Raw genomic sequence first — 18174 nt, forward strand, 5'->3', positions numbered from 1 at the left:
TTTCAACATGACGACCACTGCATTCTCCCGCTACGCACGCGTGCTCTCGATCGCCGGCTCCGACAGCGGCGGCGGCGCCGGCATCCAGGCCGACCTGAAGACCTTCTCGGCGCTGGGCTGCTACGGGATGACCGCGATCACCGCGCTGACGGCGCAGAACACGCTCGGCGTGTCGGGCATCCACGGCGTGCCGCCGGCCTTCCTGAAGGCGCAGATCCAGGCGGTGGTCGAGGACATCGGCGTCGACGCGGTCAAGCTCGGCATGCTGCATGCGCCCGAGATCGTCGAGGTGGTGGCCTGGGCCATCGACCACTACAAGCTGCCCAACGTGGTGCTCGATCCGGTCATGGTCGCCACCAGCGGCGACCGGCTCATCGCGGCCGAGACGGTGGCCGTGCTGGTGCGCGAACTGTTCCCGCGGGCAGTGGTCGTCACGCCCAACCTGGACGAGGCCGCGCTGCTGATCGGCCATGCCATCGATGGCGTCGATGCGCTCGACGATGCGGCCACCGAGCTGCTCGCGCTCGGCGCCCATGCCGTCCTGCTCAAGGGCGGCCACCTGCCGGGCGACGACGTGGTCGACCTGCTGGCGGAGGCCGACGGCGAACGCCTGCGGCTTTCTTCCAACCGCATCCAGAGCCGTAACCTGCATGGCACGGGCTGCACGCTGTCGTCGGCCATCGCATCGCATCTGGCGCTCGGTTACGCGCTGCCCGAAGCGGTGGAACGCGCACGCGGCTACGTGGTCGCGGCCATGGCGGCCGGGGCGGACTTCAAGGTCGGTTCGGGTCACGGCCCCCTCAACCATGGCTTCGCGCCAGTGCCGAGCGTTCGCCTGCCGGCGCCGGACGCGTGAGCCAGACGCGGCCGGACTCGCCGAGCGGCGTCAGGGTCTCGTTGGCACCGGCCGAGCTCGTTTCATGGGTTGTGTTTGCCATCCATTTGCTCCCGTGCAAAGTGTTTGGCAGGTGGGCAAGGCCGGCAGCCCGACCGCCGCGCGAGACAACGTGGCGGCCGCCGGACCAGCTTCCCTGCGCGAGGATTGCCTCAAGACCCAAAGATAAACTTTGTGGTCCCTGGCGGTTCAGGGCGAGCGGTCCGACTTCCGCGTCACCTTGTCCCACCAGCAGGTTCAAAGGGTTTTCTCTCAGCCGGGCCGGCGAGCCGACACAGCACCCCTAGCGAATGGCCATTGTAGGCGGCACGGATGATCGAGGGCACGTGTTCAAGAAGCTGCGCGGCACGTTCGACCAGCGGCGCGCACCTGTACAGCAGCGAGCCCGAGAAGAACGGGTTGAGCTACTTCATGGATGCCGCGCAGTACCTTCGCCTGCCGTTCGCCCGGGTGGTGTGCGAGGCTGAGCTACGCTGGCCGCCGCCGAAGGTTCGCGGTCGTCGAGTGATGTAAATCATCGACCAGGTGCGCGTCGCCCGAGGGTACTTAAAAAATGAAAAGTAGTTTTTTTTCTGAAAAGAGAAACTTTCAGACAAATCTCATGGACGCACAGAATATGAATGGAGAAGCTTTGCCGGTCTAAAAAACTGGAGAAGAAGTGAATTCTTCTGTACGTTGGTTGTTCGCGGTCGCTTTGCTCTGCATGGCGAATTTGAGTAGCGCCGCCAATCTACCGCCGGGCTATTCTCTATATCCGGGTCAAGGAATCTATTCGGACGATCGCCAATATGTCCTCATCATGCAGGGTGATGGAAATCTTGTGTACTACAGGACTTCCGACTGGGCCGTCCGCTGGGCCTCCTACACCAATGGTAAGGGCGGGTATGTTGCTCCGATGCAGGGGGACGGAAATTTCGTCGCGTACAACAGTGGATGGGGCGCGCTTTGGAATGCAGCCACTCAAAATCATCCTGGCGCCTATCTCTCGGCCCAGAATGATGGCAATCTCGTAATTTACTGGAACGGGCAGGCGCTTTGGAATATCGGCCAGGACCCGGATTTGATTAAGCCGGAGCCGAGACAGGCGGGTGACGTGGTAGGCCGCACCCTCGCAAGCTTCGTTGCCTTTCCTGGGCATCTCGGTTTCTTCGATGGAGGCAACATCTATCAAGTGATGAATGAGCCGCAAGTCGTTCAGTATGTGACGGTCGATAACTTCAAGGCAACAGTGGCATATCAGGGGCCTACCGGTTACTGGGGTGCGGGCTATCCGAACATTCCAAATTACTATGTCAAGGGGTGCTTCGACACGGTTTGCTATAACACCGGTCAGGTGTGGAGCAGCCGTAGCGCTATGGTTATGCGCGCGTTCCAGACATGGCAACTGGGTGCCAAGTACACGCTGGTGTTCACGGCGACCCCCGCCCTGCCGAGAACAGCAACTGAGGGTGCGCAACAGGGCTTGTATCGCTGTGACACATACGTTCTCGATATCTATAGTATCTACAACGCTGGCGGTCAAACGGATATAAAAGGAAATCCAGTTCAGTCGATCGATGGGCTTCCTTCGTAAACTACACCTTGCGACAAACTGTCCTTCCGACAGTCGTGTTCCAGCTTCTAAAGACATACGCGGGATAAGCCAGATGAAAAAATTTCATTGGATACTGCTCGCCATATTTTGTGCAACCGGGGTAGCCTTTGCCCTTTATCGCAATGACCAGTCGCAGACCGACCTCTCAGCGACGAAGCAGTTTGGCGCTCCGTTCGCTGGCACGAGCGCCCCTCGGCCAGACGGCGCCGCCGAATATCAAACCAACGTAGCAATTGCGGCCTCAAAAATCGACGATCAGAATCCCTTGCGCTCCTATAAACCGATGCCGGGAATCGCTGGACGCATTGCGTTGGAGGAAATGTTCTCGAAGGGCATTCCCGCGACCCCTCAATCAGCAAGATTAGTCCTTGGGCTCTTGCACGGCGGTCAATTGAGTGACGAAGAAAAGATCGCAATGGTTTCCATTCTTTCCGCGATTCATAACCGGGAGAACACATCTGGCGCGAATCTGGAAATCGCGCTTGAATTGAAAAAACTCGCTGCCGATCCGAACAAGCAGATTGCAGCCTATGCCGCGACGGACTACGCAAGATTGGAATATCTGCCGGACACCGAGTACGTGTTGAAAGATGCCCTGAAAAGCGGCGCTTTAGACGCCGACTCGTATTTTCGCGAAATGGCACATCTAATCACCAGCGCGCCACCCGAGAAGCAAAAGGAGTTCCTGGCGGAAATTGGGGCGTCGAAGAATCCGCTCGCCTCCTCGATTCTGGCGAATGCGCTCAATAGCGGCCAGGACTTCAACGCCGCGCCGTTCCTGCAGTCTTCCGCCGACATGGCGAAGCTACTGCGAGACACCGAACCCCAATTTGACAATGCGGTCGGGAAGTTTGGGGGGGTGGATGGCTTGCGCTATAACGACTGGCTGCGCGCGAGCGCCGCCATCGAAAGCCAAAAGACCGGGCAAAGCATGGATGACATCATCGTCGCCAAGTTGAGCGAGCCGAGCACCGATGCGCGCAAGGTGCTGTCCTATCTGTCGTCACCCGAGGCGATGCCGTTGCTTGCGGAGGCGGCGCCAGATTCGCAGGTGCAGAAGTTGGCAGCGACTGCCCGGCTCCAGTCCAACCAGAACCCGGGCAACACCTACATGGCGCAACTCGCGGACCAGATCGAGGCGCGCATGACGAACCCGCCGCCTGCGGTCACCAAGCCCGTATTCACCCCGCCCACCGGGCCGGTGATGCCTCCAACGCTAACACCCCAAGCGCCGCAGACCATGCCTCGACGCTAGGGCTCACGCCAGTCTGATCAACCAAGAAAATGAAAGTCCGAGGTGCTCAACGCCTTGGGTTTTTCTGGCCTGCGGATGGCGGCATGTAGGAATAGAGGTTGACGGGATTGCCCTGAGCTACCACGCTTGAACTTTGTGTTGACGTTGCGTAGAGAAGGAGTTTCCATGACGCGCCAAGTCCCGTATCCCCATCCCGGCGAGATCCTTGCCGAGGAGTTTTTGAAGCCCGCCGGCATCACGGCGTACCGGCTCGCGAAGTCGATCCATGTGCCACTCACGCGCGTTGCCGCCATCTTGGACGGTGCGCGCGGAATTTCTGCCGATACCGCGTTGCGACTGTCACGCTTTTTCGGCCTGAGCGACTGTTTCTGGACGAACCTCCAGGCCGCATACGACACGGCGATGGCAAAGGATGAACTCGGCGACGAATTGGCGACGATCGAGCAATTCGATTTCGCTTGAACATTACCTCAGTCAGGTTCAAAGGGACTCTCTCAGCCGGCTTGCGACAGTCGGTCGCGGGCCGGCACCCCTAGCGTTGCTTCCGTCAGGCGAAGCAGCTTGGATTGTAGAGCCGGCGGCGGCCGGCGGTCGGCCCGGCGCTAGACGCCAAAGGTGCTCGCGGCAGGCGCCGTGCGCGGATCGTCGGGCGCGACCAGCGGCCCGATGAAGCGCCGAACCCCGATCGAGACCCCCCAGAACAGCGCCGTGATCAGGGCCGCCAAGGCCAGCCCGGCCGGGATGTCGAGCGGAAAATGCACGCCGACGTCGATGCGCGCCCAGCCCGTGACGCGCGCGATCGCGAAGACCGCCAGTCCCGCCCACCGCAGGCCGGGCCAGCATGAACACCGCGTTCATGCCAGGTTCAGGGTCGAAAGCCATGCGTGTGCAGGGCCACGCAAAGCGGATGCGGGGATCAATGCGCGACGCCGAGGAGCGTGTGCAGCCTGGTGCTGGTGGTCGTGTATTGCAGCGGAATCGCCTTGTCGGGAAACACGATGGCCGTCGCTCCCCAGGCCGCCAGGGTGGCTTCGTGGAAGCCGCAGACGATCAGCTTCTTCTTGCCGGGGTAGGTGTTGATGTCGCCGACGGCGAACACGCCGCGCTCCCGCGTCTCGTACTTCTCGGTGTCGACAGGAACCTGCTTGCGTTCGAGGGCGAGGCCCCAGTCGGCGATCGGTCCCAGGCGCGGCGAGATTCCGAGGCAGCCGACCAGGGTGTCGAAGGGCAGTGCCACGGTCTGGGCGTCCGGCGTCGCGACCCGGAGCTGCGTGTCGTCGAAGCCCACGGGCTGCCCGACCTGCAGGCGAATGGCGCCGGCCGCGATGCGCTCGCGCACCGCGGCGACGGTGGCCTCGTCGGCCTGGAAGACGTCGCGGCGGTGGAGCAGCGTGACGCTCTTCGCGAGCGGCGCCAGCGCCAGCGCGGTATCCAGCGCGGCGTCGTCGCCGCCATGCACGATCACCGATTGCCCGGCAAAGCGATCGAGTGCGTCCGGGTGGTAGAAGAGCTTCGAGCCTTCCAGGCTATCGATGCCGTCGACCGCGATCCGCCGGGGCACGAAAGCGCCGACACCGGCCGCGATGAAGACGGTCCTGCAGAGGAACGTGCTGCCGCGCGACGTGCCCAGCAGCAGCCGGCCGTCGTCCTGGCGCGCCAGCGTCGCGACCTGTTCGCCGAAATGGAATTGCGGCTTGAACGGCGCGATCTGCTGCAGCAGCGATTCGACCAGCCCGCGGCCGGTCGTCACGGGCGTGCCGGGAATGTCGTAGATCGGCTTGTCGCCATAGAGCGTGACGCATTGCCCGCCGGCCTGGGACTGGGCATCGACGATGTGGCAGGCGATTTCGAGCAGTCCGAGCTGAAAGGCCTGGAACAGCCCGACCGGGCCCGCGCCGATGATCAGCGCATCGGTTTCGATGGGGAGCGCGGCAGCCACTTCCCTCAGCGGATCAGCTCACCGATCTTGTCGGTCTTGTCTTTCCACTCTTCGGCATCAGGCAGCGCCGGCTTGCGCTTGGTGATGCTCTTCCAGCCGTCGGCCAGGGCCAGTTCGGCGTTGAGCTTGATGAAGGCCAGTTGATTCGCCGGCAGGTCCTCCTCGGCGTAGATCGCGTTGACCGGGCATTCGGGGATGCAGACCGCGCAGTCGATGCACTCGTCGGGGTCGATCACCAGCATGTTCGGCCCTTCACGGAAGCAGTCGACCGGACAGACGTCGACGCAATCGGTGTATTTGCAGCGGATGCAGGATTCGGAGACGACGTGGGTCATGGTCTTGGCTAACGGGAGGAATGATCGGGGAAACCCGGAATTTTAGGCCTTTGCGGCGGCGGGCCGCACCAGCACGGCGGCGGAGGTCCGGTGCGAGGCGGTATCGACCAAGATCAGCGAACCCAGGGCGCGCGATTGCGTGAAGGGCAGCACGGCCAGCGGCTGCTGCAGCGACAGCACGACGTCGCCGATCGCATTGGCCTCCAGTTGGTCGGTCGGCTCGGCGTCGAGGGTCGTGATGTTGACCCGGTCGACGATCCGCGCCACCTTGGCCTTGACCCAGCGATGGCCCTGCAGCGCCCAGTAGACCCGGCCGGCCACCAGCGGCTCGTCGTCGAGCCAGGCGACCGTGGCGGTGATCTCGCGCACCGGTTCGAAGGCGTCGGGCGCCAGCAGCCAGTCGCCGCGCGAGACGTCGAGTTCACGGTCGAGCACGATGCCGGCGCTGTGGCCCGCATGCACCGCCTTGGGCGCGCGCGTGTGGCTCAGCACCTGCGCCACGGTGGCGTGCTGGTTGCTCGGCAGCACCGTGATGCGCTGGCCGGGCTCGATGTGCCCGCTGGCGACCCGGCCCCAGAACACGCGGCGCCCGCGCGAGGTGTCGGCCGAGGCCGAGAACTTCTCGACCCACTGCACCGGGAAAGCGAAGGGAACGGCCTCGTCCTGCGCGGTGACCGGCAGTTGCTCGAGCAGTTCGAGCAGGCTCGGGCCTTGGTAGCCGGCCCAGGCGGGGTGGCGCGAAGCCACGTTCCAGCCCTTGAGCGCCGAGATCGGCACCGTGGCGGCGACCTGCACGCCGGCGGCTTCGGCAAAGTCCCTGAGCGCCGCCGAGATGCGCTCGAAGGCGAGCTCGGCATCGTCGATGGCATCGAGCTTGTTGACCGCGAAGACGATCGACTGGACGCGCAGCAGGTGGCACAGCAGCGTGTGGCGGCGGGTCTGCGGCAGCAGCTCGCGCTTGACCACTTCGCCATCGCCGACTTCGGCGGCCCAGGCCAGCTTGGTGGCGTCGACCAGCACCACGGCGGCGTCGGCGCTGGAGGCGGCCGTGACCATGTTGCGGGTGTATTGCTCGTGGCCCGGTGCGTCGCCGATCACGAACTTGCGATGGGCGGTCGAGAAATAGCGGTAGGCGACATCGATGGTGATGCCCTGCTCGCGCTCGGCCGAGAGGCCGTCGGTGAGCAGCGCGAGATCGGTCTCGCCGCCGCGCTGGACGCCGGCCAGCTGGTCCTGCAACACGGTCTTGCTGTCGACCAGCAGGCGGCCGATCAGCGTGCTCTTGCCGTCGTCGACGCTGCCGCAGGTGATGAAGCGCAGGGCGGCGCCGGTCTCGGCTTGCGGCTTGATGGAGGAAATCGTCGCGTTCATATTCGTTCTCCGCACGTGGCGCTGTCTTTTCGTGAAACACCGCGGAACCGGCTTTGCCGGGCCGCTGGTGTTGCCCCCGGCAGGGGGTGGGCGCCCGACACGAAGTGCGGGCAACCTGGGGGCGAGCTAAAAATACCCGTCTTTCTTGCGCTTTTCCATGGACGCTTCGGACGTCTTGTCGTCCATCCGCGTGGCACCGCGTTCGCTGACATCGGCGGCCAGCGTCTCGATCACCACGTCGCCGGCGTCGGCCGCGAGGCTGTCGACCGGGCAGGTGCAGGTGATGTCGCCGACGGTGCGGAAGCGCACGTCGCGCACTTCGACCTGCTCGCCGTCGCGCGGCGGCGTGAGTTCGGTCACCGGCACCAGCAGGCCGCGGCGCTCGACCACTTCGCGCTTGTGCGTGTAGTAGATCGAGGGCAGGGCGATATGCTCGCGCTCGATGTACTGCCAGACGTCGAGTTCGGTCCAGTTCGAGATCGGGAACACGCGGAAGTGCTCGCCCGGTGCCAGGCGGGTGTTGAACAGCGTCCACAACTCGGGCCGCTGGTCCTTCGGCTGCCATTGGCCGAAGCTGTCGCGGTGCGAGAAGATCCGTTCCTTGGCGCGCGCCTTTTCTTCGTCGCGGCGGGCGCCGCCGATCAGCGCGTCGAAGCGGAATTCCTCGATCGCCTCGAGCAGCGTGACCGACTGGTGCACGTTGCGCGATTCGCCCGGATGGGCGAGGCGCACCGTGCCGCGCTTCATCGAATCCTCGACGTTGCGCACGATCAGCTCGGCACCGAGCTCCTTGGCGCGGGCGTCGCGGAAGGCCGTCACTTCGGGGAAGTTGTGGCCGGTGTCGATCATCAGCAGCGGGTAGGGGATGCGGCCGATGCCGAAGGCCTTCTCGGCGCACTTCAGCAGCACCAGCGAATCCTTGCCGCCCGAGAACAGCAAGGTCGGCCGCTCGAACGAGGCCGCGACCTCGCGCAGGATGAAGATGGTTTCTTCCTCGAGCGCGTCGAGTTGCGTGTTGGACAGGCGCGAGAGCGACTGCGCGGTTTGCAGCAACAGCTCGGAATCGGTACGGGCGTTCATGGAATCGGGGCGCTCAGAGAATGGATCGGATGCGGCGTGGAACATCAGTGCGCGAGGTGCAGGCCGCATTCACGGCTGTCCTCGCCCTTGGTCGGATCCAGGTAGTCGAAGTTGTTGGGCAGGCCATGCGCCTGGCAATAGGCGTGCAGATCCTTCGACGACCAGTGCAGCAGCGGCGCGACCTTGATCAGGCCGTCGGGGTTGATGCTGACCGGCTCCATTTGTGCGCGCACGGCGGTGTCGGTGGCCCGCAGCGCGGTGAACCAGACCTGCGGCGCCATCTCGCGCAGGGCGCGCGCGAAGGGCTCCAGTTTCACCTCCTCGGTGAAGGCGGCGTGGCGCGGATCGTCGAGCGCCGGCGTCGGGCCTTCCACGGCTTCGCGATGCGCCCGCGAACGCCGAGGCACGAAAATGCGCAGATCCAGGTCCAGCAGCTTCGTCACCTCGTCGGCGAAGCGGTAGGTGGCGTCGGTGTTGTAGCCGTTGTCCATCCAGACCACGGGCACGTCGGGCTTCGCGCGCGTGACCATGTGCAGGATCACCGCCTCGAAGGGCCGGAAGTTGGTGGTGATGATCGCCGGCCGGCCCAGGCCGACGGCCCAGTCCACGAGGCCCTCGGCGTTGCGGCCGAACTTGGCGTTGATTTGTGCGAGATCGATGCTCATGGGGCGAGGTTTCCAGTGGGGGCAGGGGCGTGCCGACGGCCCGCTCAGGTACGCGTGAACAACGGCGTGGCTTGCACGGCGTCGCCTTGGTAGAACGCGGCGAAGCGGTCGAACTGGCGCTGGGCCGCGGAGGCGTCGACGCCTTCCCTCAGCACCGCGCTCGAAAAGCCCATGCGCTGCATCTGCACCAGCTGGTCGATCAGGACGTCGCCGGTGGCGCGGATGTCGCCCTTGAAACCGAGGCGCCGGCGCAGCAGGAAAGCCTGGCTGTAGGCGCGGCCGTCGGTGAACTTCGGGAACTCGAGGTCGATGCGATCGACGTCGTCGAGGCAGACCTCGATCGCCAGCGGATCGGCATCGTTGGTCAACTGCAGCACGTTCGGGTCGCCGTTGTCGACGTGGTCTTCGGCGGCGATGAGTGTCAGGGTGCGGGTCATGCGGCCACCTCGACCTTGAAGCGGGCGCCGTTGGCGGCGGCCTTGAAGGGTTCGATGCCGACCCGGCGCAGCGCGTCGATGAAGGTCTCGCCGGCTTCGCGGCTGTCGCGGTAGGTGTTGAGCACGGCCTCGATCACGTCCGGCACTTCGGCCGCCGAAAACGACGGGCCGACCACCTTGCCGGGCTGCGGCGCGCCGCTGAGCGCGGAGCCGTCGGAGCCGCCGAGCGTCACCTGGTACCACTCCTTGCCGTCCTTGTCGACGCCGAGGATGCCGATGTGACCGCTGTGGTGGTGGCCGCACGAGTTGATGCAGCCGCTGATGTGGAGGTCGATCTCGCCGAGGTCGTCGAGCTCGTCGAGGTCCTGGTAGCGCTCGGTGATCGCTTCGGCGATCGGGATCGAGCGCGCATTGGCCAGGGCGCAGAAGTCACCGCCGGGGCAGGCGATCATGTCGGTCAGCAGGTGCACGTTGGCGCTGGCGAAGCCGGCCTCGCGGGCGGCGAGCCACAGCGCGTGCAGGTCTTCGGCATGGACCCAGGGCAAGAGCAGGTTCTGGTCGTGGGTGACGCGAGCCTCGCCGGCGCTGAAGCGGTCGGCCAGGCGGGCGGCGGCGTCGAGCTGCTCGGCCGAGGCATCGCCGGGCGCCTGCAGGCGGCGCTTGAACGACAGCGTGACCGCGCGCAGCGCGGGGTTCTGGTGCGGCGCCACGTTGCGCTGCAGCCAGCGCGCGAACATCACGTCGTCGGCGGCCTGCGCGCGCAGGTCGGCGTCGGTGGCCTCGGCGCTGCGGAACACGCGGGTGGCGAGCGTCGGCGGCACGAAGGAGGCGCTCACGCGGTCGAGCTCGGCCTGCGTGATGGTGTGCGGCGCGCCGTCGTTCTCGATGACCTGCTGGTATTCGGCCTCGACGTCGTCGATGTAGCGCTGGCCCTCGGCCTTGACCAGGATCTTGATGCGCGCCTTGTAGATGTTGTCGCGCCGGCCGTAGCGGTTGTAGACCCGGATCACCGCCTCGAGGTAGTTCATGATCTGGTTCCACGGCAGGAACTCGCGCAGCACGGTGCCGATGATCGGCGTGCGGCCCATGCCGCCGCCCACCTGCACGCGGAAGCCCAGCTCGCCGGCTTCGTTCTTCAGCAGGTGCAGGCCGACGTCATGCCAGCCGGTGGCGGCGCGGTCTTCCTTCGAGCCTGTGATCGCGATCTTGAACTTGCGCGGCAGGAAGGCGAACTCGGGGTGCAGCGTGCTCCACTGGCGCATGATTTCCGCGAACGGGCGCGGGTCGGCGATCTCGTCGACCGCGATGCCGGCACGCTCGTCGCTCGTGATGTTGCGGATGCAGTTGCCGCTGGTCTGGATGCCGTGCATGTCGACCGTGGCCAGCAGGTCCATCACGTCGGCCGACTTGGCGAGCGGGATCCAGTTGTACTGGACGTTCTGGCGCGTCGTGAAGTGGGCGTAGTGGGTCGGCAGCTTGTGCGTGCCGAGCTTGCCCTGCGTCGCCAGCGCGTGCTTGTAGACCTCGGCCTCGGGCTCGTCGTACTCGCGGGCGATCTTCGCCAGCACGCGCAGCTGGCGGCTGGACAGTTCGCCATAGGGCACGGCCACGCGCAGCATCGGCGCGTAGCGCTGCACGTACCAGCCGTTCTGCAGCCGCAGCGGACGGAACTCGTCTTCGGCGAGCTTGCCGCTCTGCCAGCGCTCGAGCTGGTCGCGGAATTGCGCGGCACGCAGGTGCACGAACTGGCGGTCGAAATCTGTGTATTGGTACATCGTGTGTCAGTGGCTGGAAGGCGACGCGTCCACCGCCCGTCAAAGCGAGCGTGGAATGTAAAAGCCAGCCTTATGGAAACAAACTATTTTTTGGTTCGCGCCTTATGCGGATAAGCTTATTTGCCAGTCCCCATGCGGGTTGGCGGGCGATTCGAGGGCTTTTCCGGATAAGGCGGAACCGGTGGGGGAGCGCCGATTCTAGGAAAAGCCGGGTGTCGCGATGCATTGCTCGGCGCCTGCGGCTCCGGCGCAATCTGAAACGGATTGCAACTGAGCTTGTCGGATAGGGCCTAAGCCATATGGACCGCGGGCCGCGAAGGCCTTATCGTTTGCTAATACCTAAGTACTCCAAATGGCAAACGGGGAGTTGACGTGCATCGGTCGAAAAGAGGCGAGCTGGCGAAGCTGCGGGGCGAGATGGTGCGCCGCCGCCTGGCCGTGGCTGCCGCGCGCGAAGCATTGGTCGAGCAGCTCGGCGACTTCATGTGCGGGGGCGGAACGCCGCCGGAGCAGCAGGATGTGCGGGCGCTGGACCTGCTTTGCGAAGCCCTGGAGGAAGCCGAGGCCGCCTATGCGCGCCGCCTCGCAGCGCCCCCGGAGCCTCACTTCGCCGGCTTCCGGCACCGGGTGCGCTGAGCCGGCGGCTCAGAACGAGCCGACGGCCGAACCGATCACGATCACGGCCACCAGCGCGATCAGCGCACCCACGATGCCGACCATCACGATGTCGAAGTAGCTGTCGCGGTGCTTGGTGCCGCAGACCGCCAGCAAGGTGACGACCGCGCCGTTGTGCGGCAGGCTGTCGAGGGTGCCGGCACCGATCACTGCCACCCGGTGCATCAAGGCCGGATCGAGGCCCGTGGTGGCGGCCAGTTCCATGAAGGTGCCGCCCAGCGCGTCGAGTGCGATCGTCAGGCCGCCCGAGGCCGAGCCGGTGAGGGCGGCCAGGATGTTGGTCGACAGTGCCAGCGACACCAGCGGCCCGCCGCCGATGCCCAGCACCCATTCGCGGACGACCTCGAAGGCCGGCATCGCCGCCACCACCGCACCGAAGCCCACCAGGCTGGCGACACAGACCACCGGCAGCACCGAGGCATTGGCCCCGGCATCGACCGTGGCGCGCAGCGCGGGCAGGCGTTTCCAGTTCAGCGCCACCAGCACCGCCATCGCCGCGGCCAGCGCCACCAGCACTGCCCAGACGCCGCCGACGTTGGCCAGGCTGATGCTGCCGAAGCGGACGTCGGCGAGGTAATCGGTGTCCATGCGCGGCAGCACGACCAGCGCCATCAGCAGGTTGACCACCACCACCACCACCAGCGGCAGCAGCGCCACCACGATGCCGGGCTGGCCGCCGCTGTGCTGGCCATGCTGCACCTCGGCCGGGTCGAAGCTGCCGGCGGTGGTGGCGCGCTCGCGCACCATCGGATCTTCGGCGGCGTCGACGTGGGCGTCCGAATTCAGGATGCCGAAGCTCTCGCCGGCCGCGCGGGCCTTCGACTCCGCGCGCCGCAGCCACCACATGCCGAAGCCCAGCATGATGGCCGAGGCGATCACGCCGAGCCCCGGCGCCGCGAAGGCGGTGGTGCCGAAGAAGGGCATCGGGATCGCGTTCTGGATGGCCGGCGTTCCGGGCAGCGCCGACATCGTGAAGGTCGAGGTGCCCAGCGCGATCGCGGCCGGCATCAGGCGGGCCGGTATGTTGGCGGCGCGGAACAGGGCCTGTGCCATCGGCGCCAGCACGAAGAAGGCGACGAACAGGCTGACCCCGCCATAGGTGACCAGCGCGCCGGCCAGCACCACCGCCAGCATCGCCCGCTTCGGACCCAGCTTCTCGGTCATGAATTGGGCGATGGTCTGCACCGAGCCGCTGTCGTCCATCAGCTTGCCGAACACCGCACCCAGTAGGAACAGTGGGAAGAACTGGGCCAGGAAGCCGGCCGCCGACCCCATGAAGGTCTGGGTCCAGTGGGCCAGCAGCGGCTCGCCGGCGAACAGCGCGGCGATCATCGCCGCGGCCGGCGCCAGCACCAGCACGCTCCAGCCCCGGTAGGAGAGCCAGATCAGGAGGCCGAGGCCGAGGAAGATGCCTGCGAGTCCCATGGCTCAGACTCCTTCGAGGAGGGCGTCGAGATCGAGCGTCGAGCGCTTGCCGATGTCGCTCTGGTGGGCATCGAGGAAAGCCTGTGCCGAGCGCCGGCCTTCATCGCGCAGCTGGCACAGGAAGGGCCACTCCGAGATCATCTTCGACGAGGCGCCGAGCGCGAGCATGGCGTCGGTGGCGATGCGGTGGATGCGCATGCGGGCCCAGGCGGCGCCTTCGCCGCGTCCCGGATCGGCCACCTGGTGCAGCAGCGCGATCATGCGCAGTTCCTTCAGCAGCGGCGAGTTGAAGGACAGCTCGTTGAGGCGGTTGTTGATCTCGCTCGCGCTGCGTGGCACGCCGGCGCGTTCCACCGGATTGATCTGGATCAGGATGGTGTCGCTCGACTGGCATTCGCGGATCAGCGGCGTCATCGTCGGGTTGCCGGCATAGCCGCCGTCCCAGTACGGATCGCCTTCGATCTCGACCGCGTGGAACATGGTCGGCAGGCAGGCCGACGCCAGCAGCACGTCGGGCGTGAGTTCGGCGTTGCGAAAGACCCGTCCGCGGCCGGTGCGAACGTTGGTCGCAGTCACGAAGAGCTTGATCGGCGAAACCGTCAGGCGCTCGAAGTCGATCAGTTCGGCCAGGATGCCGCGCAGCGGATTCATGCCGCGCGGATTGAGATCGTAGGGCGACCACAGGCGCGTCGCCAGGTCGGCCGCCATGAAGGCCGGCGAATTGTCGAGCGTCCAGGTCCCGGTCAGCATGTCGATCCAGCTGCGCTTGAACGGGCTGTACTTGGCGGCATCGGAAACCCCGCGCCAGAAGGCGTCGAGCGACTCGCGGGCACCCTCGGCGCCGCCCACCGCATGGCCCGAGGCCAGGGCCGCGGCGTTCATGGCGCCGGCCGAGGTGCCCGAGATGCCCTCGAGGCGCAGCCAGGGCTCCTCGAGCAGGCGGTCGAGGACGCCCCAAGTGAAGGCGCCGTGCGAACCACCTCCCTGCAATGCGAGATCAATGGGAAAAGTCTTCAATCAGAACCTCCGATGGCGTAGCGAAGCCGCTGCCTGGCGAGAGTGTCCAGCCGCGCCGTGTCGGCACGGTGTCAGCTGCAAGAATTGCGCCCAGGCGGGCGCAGCGCACGACTTTAAGGGCGTGCTGGTCATTGCGGCAACGTCTTCGTTTGGCTTGCGCAAGCGCGCTTTTCGGCGCCTGAATCAGCGAACTGCAGCGCCAGGGATCGCGCGGAACCGGCTTCGCCGGGCCGCTGGTATCGCCCCTTGAGCGGGAGGCGCCGCAGGCGCTTCGGGGGAGCTTCAATTCAGTGCTCCACCACGTGATCGCGTGACCCGCGACGCATGAGACTGGCGCAGCCAAATGCCAGGGATACCGCGGAACCGGCTTTGCCGGGCCGCTGGTATCGCCCCCTCGAGGGGGCGGCGCCGCAGGCGCTTCGGGGGAGCTTCAATTCAGTCCGGCAGCCGGCGCACCACCACGGTCGCCTCCAGCCCTTCATAGGCCTCGGGGTCGCCGTACCAGCTGCCCGAGATCGGCGCCGCCAGGGCCGGATCGCGCGCCACGCCGACGCGGATCAGCTGCGAACTGGCCATCAGGTTGTTGGTGGGATCGAAGGCGACCCAGCCGGCGCCCGGCAGGTAGGCGTGAAGCCAGGCGTGCGTGCTGCCCGAGCCGGTGATCGCCTGCCCCGGCTCCGCTTCGCCGGTGTCGAGGGCGGCGTCGTAGAGATAGCCGGAGACGAAACGCGTCGCGACGCCGAGGCGGCGGGCGGCCTCCATCATGAGCAGCGCGTAGTCGCGGCAGCTGCCGCTGCCGAGCGTCAGCGTCTGCAGCGGCGTCTGGGTGCCTTCCTCGTCGCGCGCGGCGTAGCGCAGGCTCTGCCCGATGTGGGCGTTCATGCGCGTCAGCACGTCGCGCGTGCTGTTGGGCTGGTCGGTGTGCAGGAACTGGTGGGCCCAACGGATCAGCGTGCCGCCCGGATCGTCGTGGTGCGGGCGCAGGTAGTGTTCGAGGTCCAGCCGTTCCGCCAGCGAATAGGCGAAGGGCAGCACTTCCGCGGCGGGGTCCAGCGCCAGTTCGTCCGGCGGCGTCGGCACGTGCTCGATCGTGAACGAGCAGACGATGCGCAGCTCGGTCGCCTCGCCCATCGGCTGCACCAGCGCGACCGAGTTGGAGTGCGGGTCCTGGATCATCCGCACGTAGGCCTGCGGGCTGACCTGCAGATCGGTGGCGAGCACCCGCAGGTCGTGGCTGTCGCGCGGCCTGAACATCACGCGGTGCAGTCCGAAGGTGACGGGCGTCCTGTAGCGGTAGACGGTGGTGTGGGTGATGTCGTAGCGAATGGCCATGCGGCATTGTGGCCGCGCCGGCGTTCCGTCCTGTTTGGGGATGCATCCGACCGCGTTCGGAACTCCATGAGGGCGCCTTTGCGCCGTTCGGGCAGCAGCCGCTGCTGAAGGCCGTGCTGCTGCCTTTCGCGACGCTCGGGGGGTCGACCCTGCTCGACTACATGGCGCTGGCCAACCTTTGACCGGCCGCCCTGGCGCTGTCCAGCGTCCGCGCGAGCTTGACCGGCAGCGGCAAGGGTTCGCCGTGCCATTGGGCCGCCAGCAGCTCGGCACACAGGGCGGCGAAGCTGAGGCCACGCGAGCCGAGTGCGGTGCAGAGCCAGAGGCCGTCGGGCTGCCCGGGCCACAGCGGGCCGACCAGCGGGCGGCGGTCCGCCGAGGCGCAGCGCACGCCGGTCCAGGCGCGGGTCGCGCCGTCGTCGAACGCGCGGCCGAGCTGCACGGCGGCGTCGGGAAGCAGGCGGGCCAGGCGCGCGCGATTGAAGGCGGTGTCCTCGGCCCGCGGCCGGGCGTCGCGGCTGTCGCGGTCGAAGGTGGCACCGACGAACCACTCCAGCCCGCCGGCCGCAGGCACGCCGGCGATCAGATGGCCGTCGCCGTTCACCGGCGCCGCGGGCAGTCGCATGCCGTCCGTCATGCGGCCGCCCTCGACCTGGCCGCGCACGGCTTGCAGGGGGTAGGCGGGCGCCAGCGCATGGCTCTCGAAACCGGCGGCGATGACCACCCGGTCGGCCTCGGCCAGCTGCTGGCCGTCGGCGTCCCGCAGCGCCCATGGCGCCTGCCCGGTGCCCTGGCGCTCGATCCGGGCCACGCGGCAGCCGGTCCGTACGCGGATGCCGGGCTGCGCCAGCCAGGCCTCGACCAGCCGGGCCGGCCGCACCCAGCCGGCCCGCGCATGCCAGATGGCCGCCGAAGCGGCCGGCAGGCCCGACGCGCGGACCCGATCCGGGTCCGCATGCCACGATTCGTTGGGCCCCTCGGCCGACCAGTCGGCCGGCAGGCGATCGTCGCCGTCGGCCCGCCATTCGAGCACGCCGCTGGCGCGCCAGTCTTCACCTTCGACCAGCCACTGTTCCAACTGCTGCCAGGTGGCGCGGATGCCGGCGCGCGTCAGGCGCGAGAGCAGGGCGTCATCGGGCGACACATGCGGCGCCAGCAGCCCGGCCGGCAGGCTGGAGGCGCCGGCCGCCGGGCGTCCGGCGGCATCCAGCACCTCGACCTCCCAGCCCCTGCGTGCCAGGCTGGCCGCGACCGCAGCGCCGGCCAGGCCGGCGCCGATGACCGCGCAGCGGCGGCCCGGTGGCAGCGGCGCCGCCGCGGGGGCGCGCTGCCGCACCGCCCAGGCCGGCTCGAAGATGCCTTGCAGGCAGTCGCGCTTGGGCGGCAGTCCGGGTGCCCTGGTGAGCTGGAAGCCGTTCTGCGCCAGCGCATCGCAGACCGCGCGCGCGATCGTCCAGGTGGCGAGCCGCGTGCCGCGCCGGGCGAAGCGCGACACCGCCTTGAGCGTGTCGGGCGACCACATGGCTGGATTGCGCTGCGGGCTGAAACCGTCGAGGAAGATGCTGTCGGCCTCGAAACGCTGCGCACGCAGCATCGCCTGCACGTCGCCGATGCAGAGCGTGAGCAGCACCTTTCCTTGATCGAAAGCGAGGCGATGGAAGCCCGGCAGCAGGCCGTGCCACTGTGCCGCCAGCATCTCGGCCAGGGGATGCAACTCAGGATAGGCGCCGGCGGCGCGCAGCAGATCGTCGCGCGACACCGGGAAGGCCTCGATCGAAACAAAATGCAGCAGGCGCGGCCGCCGCGGGTCCTCGCGCCAGGCGCGCCAGACTGTCAGGAAATTGAGGCCGAAGCCGAATCCGGTTTCGAGAATCCGCCATTGCGGCTGCCCGGCCCAGGTGGCGGGCAGGCCGCAGCCGCCCAGGAACACGTGGCGGGCCTGCGCCGGCGCGCCGCTTTCGGAGTGGTAGATGTCATCGAAGCGCGCGCTGCGCGGGATGCCGTCGGCGCGCCAGGCTACGGGCTCGGCCATGGCACGCAAAGACCCGGAACTCAGGCTGCGGGCGGTGGCACGTAGCCCTGCGCGACGTCGGCGCCTTCGCCGAAGAAATGCTTTTCCATCTGCCGCGCCAGGTATTGCCGGGCCCGTGCATCGGCAAGGTTGAGGCGGTTCTCGTTGACCAGCATCGTCTGCTGCTTGAGCCAGGCGGCCCAGGCCTCCTTGCTGACGTTCTCCCACAGGCGCTTGCCGAGTTCGCCGGGGTAGGGCGGGAAGTCGAGGCCTTCGGCCTCTTTGCCGAGCTTGATGCACTGGACCATGCGTGCCATTTGGATGCCTTTGTGGGTGTCTTAGTTGATTTCGTTATTTAGAACTGAGAA

Annotated in this window: 19 protein-coding genes; 6 read left to right on the forward strand and 13 right to left on the reverse strand. The window is 66.8% G+C overall.

Annotation, left to right across the window (positions count from 1 at the left end; translation table 11 throughout):
• Window positions 1-7: 7 nt before the first annotated feature.
• The 5 genes from thiD (at window position 8) to AC1DYD_RS04535 (ending at window position 4206) form a co-directional block, all read left to right on the forward strand.
• Window positions 8-856 (forward strand): bifunctional hydroxymethylpyrimidine kinase/phosphomethylpyrimidine kinase, encoded by an 849-nt coding sequence (thiD, locus tag AC1DYD_RS04515; RefSeq protein ID WP_478171545.1) that lies wholly within the window; start codon window positions 8-10, stop codon window positions 854-856.
• 351 nt (window positions 857-1207) lie between these two features.
• Window positions 1208-1408, forward strand: a complete 201-nt coding sequence (locus tag AC1DYD_RS04520; RefSeq protein ID WP_478171546.1) for a hypothetical protein — start codon at window positions 1208-1210, stop codon at window positions 1406-1408.
• Window positions 1409-1553: 145 nt separating this feature from the next.
• On the forward strand, window positions 1554-2468 hold the full coding sequence (locus AC1DYD_RS04525) for a hypothetical protein (protein ID WP_478171547.1): 915 nt from the start codon (window positions 1554-1556) through the stop codon (window positions 2466-2468).
• Between the two features lie 73 nt (window positions 2469-2541).
• Window positions 2542-3744, forward strand: a complete 1203-nt coding sequence (locus AC1DYD_RS04530) for a hypothetical protein (protein WP_478171548.1) — start codon at window positions 2542-2544, stop codon at window positions 3742-3744.
• A gap of 165 nt (window positions 3745-3909) precedes the next feature.
• Window positions 3910-4206, forward strand: a complete 297-nt coding sequence (locus AC1DYD_RS04535) for a HigA family addiction module antitoxin (RefSeq protein WP_478171549.1) — start codon at window positions 3910-3912, stop codon at window positions 4204-4206.
• A 140-nt stretch (window positions 4207-4346) separates the two neighbouring features.
• Here the strand turns inward: AC1DYD_RS04535 and AC1DYD_RS04540 are convergent, their stop codons facing one another.
• From AC1DYD_RS04540 to AC1DYD_RS04575, 8 genes are all read right to left on the reverse strand, one after another.
• Window positions 4347-4505 (reverse strand): hypothetical protein, encoded by a 159-nt coding sequence (locus AC1DYD_RS04540; RefSeq protein WP_478171550.1) that lies wholly within the window; start codon window positions 4503-4505, stop codon window positions 4347-4349.
• Between the two features lie 155 nt (window positions 4506-4660).
• On the reverse strand, window positions 4661-5683 hold the full coding sequence (locus AC1DYD_RS04545; protein WP_478171551.1) for an NAD(P)/FAD-dependent oxidoreductase: 1023 nt from the start codon (window positions 5681-5683) through the stop codon (window positions 4661-4663).
• Between the two features lie 5 nt (window positions 5684-5688).
• A complete protein-coding gene (gene fdxA, locus AC1DYD_RS04550; RefSeq protein ID WP_478171552.1) occupies window positions 5689-6018 on the reverse strand; it encodes a ferredoxin FdxA in 330 nt (109 codons plus the stop codon).
• A 42-nt stretch (window positions 6019-6060) separates the two neighbouring features.
• Window positions 6061-7389, reverse strand: a complete 1329-nt coding sequence (locus AC1DYD_RS04555; RefSeq protein ID WP_478171553.1) for a sulfate adenylyltransferase subunit 1 — start codon at window positions 7387-7389, stop codon at window positions 6061-6063.
• A gap of 126 nt (window positions 7390-7515) precedes the next feature.
• Complete coding sequence (gene cysD / locus AC1DYD_RS04560) at window positions 7516-8469, reverse strand: sulfate adenylyltransferase subunit CysD (protein ID WP_478171554.1); 954 nt, start codon at window positions 8467-8469, stop codon at window positions 7516-7518.
• Between the two features lie 44 nt (window positions 8470-8513).
• Window positions 8514-9134 carry a phosphoadenosine phosphosulfate reductase domain-containing protein gene (locus tag AC1DYD_RS04565; protein ID WP_478171555.1) on the reverse strand — a complete coding sequence of 207 codons (621 nt, stop codon included), beginning with the start codon at window positions 9132-9134 and terminating at the stop codon, window positions 8514-8516.
• 44 nt (window positions 9135-9178) lie between these two features.
• Complete coding sequence (locus AC1DYD_RS04570) at window positions 9179-9571, reverse strand: DUF934 domain-containing protein (protein WP_478171556.1); 393 nt, start codon at window positions 9569-9571, stop codon at window positions 9179-9181.
• The gene (locus AC1DYD_RS04575) at window positions 9568-11346 is read right to left on the reverse strand and encodes a nitrite/sulfite reductase (protein WP_478171557.1); all 1779 of its coding nucleotides are present in this window, start codon (window positions 11344-11346) and stop codon (window positions 9568-9570) included. The genes AC1DYD_RS04570 and AC1DYD_RS04575 overlap by 4 nt, the downstream gene beginning before the upstream one ends.
• 372 nt (window positions 11347-11718) lie before the next feature.
• Here AC1DYD_RS04575 and AC1DYD_RS04580 point away from each other — a divergent pair, with 372 nt between their 5' ends.
• Entirely contained in the window at window positions 11719-11982 is a 264-nt protein-coding gene (locus AC1DYD_RS04580) for a hypothetical protein (RefSeq protein WP_478171558.1), read from the forward strand.
• Window positions 11983-11991: 9 nt separating this feature from the next.
• On the opposite strand, the gene AC1DYD_RS04585 is transcribed toward AC1DYD_RS04580, so the two are convergent.
• From AC1DYD_RS04585 to AC1DYD_RS04605, 5 genes are all read right to left on the reverse strand, one after another.
• Window positions 11992-13446 (reverse strand): GntP family permease, encoded by a 1455-nt coding sequence (locus tag AC1DYD_RS04585; protein WP_478171559.1) that lies wholly within the window; start codon window positions 13444-13446, stop codon window positions 11992-11994.
• A 3-nt stretch (window positions 13447-13449) separates the two neighbouring features.
• Window positions 13450-14463, reverse strand: coding sequence for a patatin-like phospholipase family protein (locus tag AC1DYD_RS04590; protein ID WP_478171560.1), 1014 nt, complete (start codon window positions 14461-14463; stop codon window positions 13450-13452).
• A gap of 435 nt (window positions 14464-14898) precedes the next feature.
• A complete protein-coding gene (locus AC1DYD_RS04595; RefSeq protein WP_478171561.1) occupies window positions 14899-15795 on the reverse strand; it encodes a transglutaminase family protein in 897 nt (298 codons plus the stop codon).
• Window positions 15796-15952: 157 nt separating this feature from the next.
• Complete coding sequence (gene mnmC, locus AC1DYD_RS04600; RefSeq protein WP_478171562.1) at window positions 15953-17827, reverse strand: bifunctional tRNA (5-methylaminomethyl-2-thiouridine)(34)-methyltransferase MnmC2/FAD-dependent 5-carboxymethylaminomethyl-2-thiouridine(34) oxidoreductase MnmC1; 1875 nt, start codon at window positions 17825-17827, stop codon at window positions 15953-15955.
• Between the two features lie 20 nt (window positions 17828-17847).
• Window positions 17848-18123: an oxidative damage protection protein gene (locus AC1DYD_RS04605; RefSeq protein WP_478156751.1), complete on the reverse strand. Its 276-nt coding sequence runs from the start codon at window positions 18121-18123 to the stop codon at window positions 17848-17850.
• Window positions 18124-18174: the final 51 nt, after the last annotated feature.

Source organism: Variovorax sp. P4_B11 (assembly GCF_056402355.1).